6 protein-coding genes are annotated in these 6,286 nt (G+C 38.5%); all 6 read right to left on the bottom strand.

The annotated features are described in order from the left end of the window. Positions 1–220: 220 nt before the first annotated feature. The gene (locus MRZ08_RS05655; protein WP_297380325.1) at positions 221–577 is read right to left on the bottom strand and encodes a DUF1667 domain-containing protein; all 357 of its coding nucleotides are present in this window, start codon (positions 575–577) and stop codon (positions 221–223) included. After that, the gene (locus MRZ08_RS05650; RefSeq protein WP_297380323.1) at positions 574–1,833 is read right to left on the bottom strand and encodes an FAD-dependent oxidoreductase; all 1,260 of its coding nucleotides are present in this window, start codon (positions 1,831–1,833) and stop codon (positions 574–576) included. The genes MRZ08_RS05655 and MRZ08_RS05650 overlap by 4 nt, the downstream gene beginning before the upstream one ends. Before the next feature lie 10 nt (positions 1,834–1,843). Next, on the bottom strand, positions 1,844–3,265 hold the full coding sequence (locus MRZ08_RS05645) for an NAD(P)/FAD-dependent oxidoreductase (RefSeq protein WP_297380322.1): 1,422 nt from the start codon (positions 3,263–3,265) through the stop codon (positions 1,844–1,846). Positions 3,266–3,382: 117 nt separating this feature from the next. Beyond that, the gene (glpK, locus tag MRZ08_RS05640) at positions 3,383–4,888 is read right to left on the bottom strand and encodes a glycerol kinase GlpK (RefSeq protein WP_297380320.1); all 1,506 of its coding nucleotides are present in this window, start codon (positions 4,886–4,888) and stop codon (positions 3,383–3,385) included. An 11-nt stretch (positions 4,889–4,899) separates the two neighbouring features. Beyond that, the gene (locus MRZ08_RS05635; protein ID WP_297380318.1) at positions 4,900–5,469 is read right to left on the bottom strand and encodes a glycerol-3-phosphate responsive antiterminator; all 570 of its coding nucleotides are present in this window, start codon (positions 5,467–5,469) and stop codon (positions 4,900–4,902) included. A 202-nt stretch (positions 5,470–5,671) separates the two neighbouring features. Continuing rightward, positions 5,672–6,274: a sugar transferase gene (locus MRZ08_RS05630; RefSeq protein ID WP_297380316.1), complete on the bottom strand. Its 603-nt coding sequence runs from the start codon at positions 6,272–6,274 to the stop codon at positions 5,672–5,674. Between the last annotated feature and the right edge of the window lie 12 nt (positions 6,275–6,286).

Raw genomic sequence — 6,286 nt, 5'->3', positions numbered from 1 at the left:
TTTTTTCTTCTTAAGCTTATAGATTTTGTGTAAGAATTTATAATAATATATTACAACCTTAAATATTTCTAACAAAAGCTTTCTTTTTACTATTATTATAACATAGTTTGCTAAATAAGACCATATATTTTAAATATAATATTTACTTATTAAAGTAAAAACGCGAGTTTTGCCCCGCGTTTTTGTAAATATATATATTTTAGAGAAGATTTTGTTTATTTTATCTATTGGCGGTAGCTACAAGGCTTATGCCTGTATCTGCTATTGATTCTATTATCACATCCCCTACTTTGATAGGAGCCTTGGCAAGGGCTTCGTTAATTTCAACCATCGCTTCTTTCATTTTTTCCTTTGGTATTGCATCTGAAGTCTTCACTGGCACAGAGTAAGCAGATCCGCCCTCAACTTTGACAGTTGATGTTATGGTTCTTACCGGGTTTTTCACTTCGTTTCTTGCGTAAACTTCACCTCTTTTGCAGGTATTTCCAGTGATGTCTGTTATTGTTCCGTCATCCTCCATGGTTACTGTTACAGAACAGCCTAGAGGACAATTGATACATGTTAATTCCTTTTTCATATTTCCTCCAATTTAATTTCTATTTCCTTAGCTCCTTCTGGGAGGTCTTCTTTCTTTAGGATTAGATCTTCCATTTCTCCTGGAGCGTAGACTAATTTTCTCTTCTTTGCTACTTCTTTGCCATCAACGAACATCTTTAGGATTCTGTTTTGGTATACGTTATTTACTCTAAATCTTACGATTGCAGAATCTGCCATTGTGTCTGGGTTGATGTATTGTGGCAAGGTGTAAGATATGCCTTCACCTGCTGTTAGGTAGATTGGTTCTGCCTTGGACTCTTCAAATTTGCCTTCGATATAGTGGGCTGCATTTTCTGCTGCTAGCTCACTTTCATCTGTTACGTAATCTACTAGGTCGTGAACGTGTAGGACGTTACCGCAAGCGAATACTCCTGGGATATTTGTCATTAATCTATCTGATACGATAGCTCCCTTAGTCTTTGGATCTATTTCGATTCCTGCTTCTTTGGTTAATTCGTTTTCTGGTAGGAGTCCTACTGAAAGTAGGATAGTATCGCAGTCATAGTGTTTTTCTGTGCCTGGTATTACCTTCATGTTCTCATCAACTTGGGAAAGGGTACAGCCTTCTACTCTGTCTTTTCCTTCGATGCCTGAGATTGTTGTGTTAAAGTATAGTGGTATATCAAAGTCATCTAGACATTGAACTATGTTTCTCTTTAGTCCACCAGAATATGGCATGATTTCTGCAACGCATTGGACTTCGGCACCCTCTAGGGTCATTCTTCTTGCCATGATAAGTCCTATATCTCCTGATCCTAGGATTACGACTTTCTTTCCTGGCATGTAGCCTTCGAGGTTGATCATTCTTTGAGCAGTTCCTGCTGAATATACTCCGGCTGGTCTACTTCCTGGAATGTTTAGGGCTCCTCTTGGTCTTTCCCTACAACCCATGGCGAGGATTACTGCCTTTGGTTTTAGGGTAAACATTCCGTTTTCTTCGTTCATTAATGTAAGGGTCTTGTCATTTGCAAAGTCCATTACTATTGTGTTTAGGAGAACATCTATGTCTCTTTCTTCTACTAGGTCAGCAAATCTTTGGGCATATTCTGGTCCTGTTAGCTCTTCTTTGAATCTGTGTAGGCCGAAACCGTTGTGGATACATTGGTTAAGGATTCCTCCGAGCATTTCGTCTCTTTCTACTACAAGGATGTTTTTTACACCCAAATCATAGGCCTTGGCAGCTGCAGCAAGACCTGCAGGACCTCCACCTACTACTACTAAATCATAATTTTTCATTGTGCCCTCCTTACTTTACATGACCTTTGATATAGTAAGAATCCTTGTGGTTTTTGACTATATCATCGTAATTTTCATCAAGCTCTCTAGCGAGTATTTCCATAACTCTTGGTAGACAGAAGCCTCCTTGGCATCTTCCTGCTGTAGCTCTTACTCTTCTTTTAACTCCGTCAACTGTTTTAGCTCCTAGAGGTCTGTTGATGGCATCTACTATTTCACCTTCAGTTACTTTTTCGCATCTACAGATGATCTTACCGTATCTTGGATCTTCCTTGATTAGCTTATCGTGTTCTTCTAGGCTTAGTTCACTTGTCTTTGGTGTAGGTTTTCTATCATAGACAAAGTCCTTGTTATCTTCTAAGTTTAATTTTTCGCTTACAAGATTTGCCATGTATTCACCTATAGCTGGTGCTGATGTTAGTCCTGGTGATTCTATTCCTATACAATCGAAGAATCCATCTAAACTTTCCTTAAGGATAAAGTCTCCGCCCTTTTCGTGAGCTCTGTTTCCTGAAAATGATGTGATTACCATTCTTACAGGTACATTTTTAACTGTATCATTTGATTTTTCGATAACTTCTTCTAGGTGTTCTCTAGTTGATCTTAAGTCTCCCTTATCATCTACAAAGTCTGATGTTGGGCCTACTAGAGTATTTTCGTCAATTGTTGGTGAAACTAAGATTCCCTTGCCTTTTTCTGTAGGTAGGTTGAACATAACATGGTTTACAAAGCCTTTGGTATCCTTATCTAGTAAGAGATATTCACCACGTCTAGCTTTTATTTCAAACTTCTCATCGCTAACCCTGTTGTGGATCTCGTCTGAGTAAAGTCCTGCTGCATTAATAACTGCCTTAGTTTCGTATGTAGCATTTTCTGTAACAACTTCCCAATATCCGTCTTTTGGATTTGTTTCTGTTACTTTTTCATTAAATTTATAATCAACTCCATTTATGTTAGATACTTCAGCAAAAGCAACATTCATTAAAAATGGATCTACTATTCCGGCTTCTTTACAATATAGGGCGTAGCATACATCATCTGAGACATTTGGTTCCATTTCACGAACTTGGTCTCCATTAAGGATTTCCATACCACCTACGCCATTTGCTATACCTTGATCGTAAAGCTCTTTTAATTTAGGATAATCTTTTTCATCATGGCATAAAACCAAAGTTCCGATTTGTTTGTAAGGAAAAGATAGTTTCTTAGCCTCATCAGCCATCATATGATTTCCTTTGACATTCATCTTAGCTTTCATTGTTCCTGGAATTGCGTCGTATCCACCGTGGCAGATTCCTGAATTTGCCTTAGATGTTTCTGTACATACATCTTCGTTTTTTTCTAATAATAGGAATTTTCCTTTTTTCTTTGACAATTGGTAGGCTATAGATGTTCCTGTGACTCCACCGCCTATAATTATAGCATCATACATATATTCCTCCCTTTTTCTAACAGAAAAATGGCGAGCTAAAGTAGGGTAATACTTTAGCTCGCCTTCTCTAATTCATATTCTGTTTATATTATATCACATTTTTTTCAAATTTGCTAATTATTCTTCGTAAGTTTTTGCCCAAGAAAATGATCTGTCAACTGCTCTTTGCCAGTTTCTGTCCTTCTTATCTCTTTCTTCTTTAGAGATTTCTGGAGTAAACTCACGGTCAACTAAACGATATGCTTTGATTTCTTCTAGGTCTTTGTAGTAACCTACAGCAAGTCCTGCTAAGTAAGAAGCACCTAGAGCTGTTGTCTCTAATGTCTTAGGCCTTTCTACCTTGGTTTGGATCATATCAGATTGGAATTGCATTAGGAAGTTGTTTGCACTAGCTCCACCGTCTACCTTAAGCTCGTGAAGTTCTCTACCACTGTCCTTACTCATAGCTTGAAGTACGTCATTTGTTAGATAAGCTAGAGATTCAAGGGTTGCTCTAACTATATGGTATTTGCTTGTTCCTCTTGTGATACCAACGATTGATCCTCTTGCGTAAGCATCCCAGTATGGAGCACCAAGTCCAGTAAAGGCTGGAACTACATAGCAGCCGTTTGTATCATCGACTTTTGTTGCCATATATTCTGTATCATCAGCAGCGTCTACGATTCTTAGTTGGTCTCTTAACCATTGGATAGCAGATCCTGCAACGAAGATTGAACCTTCAAGTGCGTAGTTTACCTTGCCATCTCCAAGTCCCCAAGCTATGGTTGTTACTAGACCATTATCTGACTTAACTGCTGTCTCACCTGTATTCATTAGTAGGAAGGCACCTGTACCATAGGTGTTTTTGGCATCTCCTTCGTCGAAGCAAGTTTGTCCGAATAGGGCAGCTTGTTGGTCACCTGCTATACCTGCTATTGGAATTTCACCATCGAAGTATCCTGGGAATGTATTTCCGTAGATGTGTGAAGATGGTTTAACTTCTGGAAGCATACATTTTGGAATATTTAGTATACCACATAATTCATCATCCCATTCTAGGGTGTGGATGTTAAAGATCATTGTTCTTGATGCGTTTGAGTAGTCTGTTACGTGAACCTTACCACGAGTTAGGTTATAGATTAACCAAGTATCTACTGTACCAAAGAGGAGTTCGCCGTTTTCTGCTCTCTCTTGACCGTTTTCGATATGATCTAGGATCCAGCGGATTTTGGTTCCTGAGAAGTATGGGTCTACTACAAGACCAGTCTTGTCTTGGATTGTCTTCTTGTAGCCATCTTCTACTAGTTTGTCTGCCATATCTGCTGTACGACGACATTGCCAAACGATTGCATTATAGACAGGTTTACCTGTATCTTTTTCCCAAACTATGGTTGTCTCTCTTTGGTTGGTAATACCGATTGCCTCGATGTCATCAGCACTTACGCCAAGTTTTGCTATAGCTTCTGTACAAACTCCTAATTGAGTTGACCAGATTTCTGTTGCGTCATGTTCAACCCAGCCAGGATGTGGGAAGAATTGAGTGAACTCTTTTTGAGCCACTGACATAATCTCGCCCTTTTTGTTAAAGATGATTGCTCTGTTACTTGTTGTTCCAGCATCAAGTGCCATGATATATTTTCCCATAATATCTCCTTTTACATTTTCCATACATCGGTATTAGATGACGATATCGCAATAGCGTTGGCATTTAGGGCATCGATTACATCCGATTTCTCCTTAATTAGCCCGCCTGCCACCAAAGGAATCCTAGTCCTCTTTGATATATCATCCAATATCTTTGGCATAATCCCCGGAAGTATCTCTATAAGGTCGCAATTTGCCTTCTTTACAGTCTCTTTCACATTTTCATATGATAGAGAATCTAGGACGAAAAATCTTAAAATAGCAAATAAGCCAATCTGCCTAGCGTAAGCGGCATTTTGCGGCCTCGTAGTAATAATTCCATCAGCGTCAGTATAATTTTTTATGAAAGCCGAAGACAGTTGAGAGCTTGATAAGCCTTCAATCAAATCCTCATGAACCATAACTATCTTGCCATGTTTTTTAAGTTTTTTAACTATGTGTGGGATGCTTTCTACAGTACCAAAAAGCACGAACACTATTTTGTTTTCACTATCCAAAGAGTCTCTTAAATCTTTGTTATTTTTGATAGCCATGATTATAGGATTTTCATAAATTATATCGAAAATCTCTTCGTGAGTCATACAACCTCCATGAACACAGAAAACGAGCGTGTAAAATAAATACAGCTCGTCTTCTCTAATATATTCTCTTACTAGTAGTTTACCATAAATAAATTAATCTTGCAATCATTTTCATAAATATTTTTATAGAAGTAGACAAGAGTCCGCAGTTTAAATCATTCAAGATGAATATTTTTCAGAAAAATAAGGAAAATGTTTAGTTTTACCTAAAATCTTCCTTCTTTCCTTCGCTAACCCCTTCTCCCGATAGGACTTGAGGGATTGTTTTTAATATTATCTTCAAATCATTTAAGAAAGTTACATTTGCTGCATACTCTCCGTCTGTCTCGGCCTTCTTCTTGGGAGGGAGATTGTCCCTGCCTGAAATTTGACTAAGTCCTGTAATTCCTGGCCTTACACTCAAGGCACCGAACTGTCTCCTTAAGTTAATTAGCTCTTCCTCCTTAAGGATAACCGGCCTTGGGCCAACTATACTCATATCTCCCCTTATTATATTTATAAGCTGGGGAAGTTCGTCTATGGATGTCTTTCTAATGAAACGGCCCACTTTTGTTATGTAGCTATCCGCATTGTCAAGCTCCCAAGTTGCGGCATTGTTTGGAGCCTCTGTCGACATCGACCTAAATTTGATACAGGAAAAAGCCTTACCTTCCTTACCAGACCTATCCTGGATGAAGAAGACTTTTCCCTTGGGCTCTTCGATTTTGATGGCGAGGGCTGTAAGCAAAAATATTGGAGAGAGGATTATAAGACCCAAAAGAGCCAAAATCCTATCCAATATATTCTTTACGTAATTTTCATACATAGTTTTCTCCGT

Origin of the sequence: Anaerococcus sp. (assembly GCF_022770135.1) — a bacterium.
GTDB lineage: Bacteria > Bacillota > Clostridia > Tissierellales > Peptoniphilaceae > Anaerococcus.
This window is presented reverse-complemented; position numbering and strand designations above follow the sequence as displayed.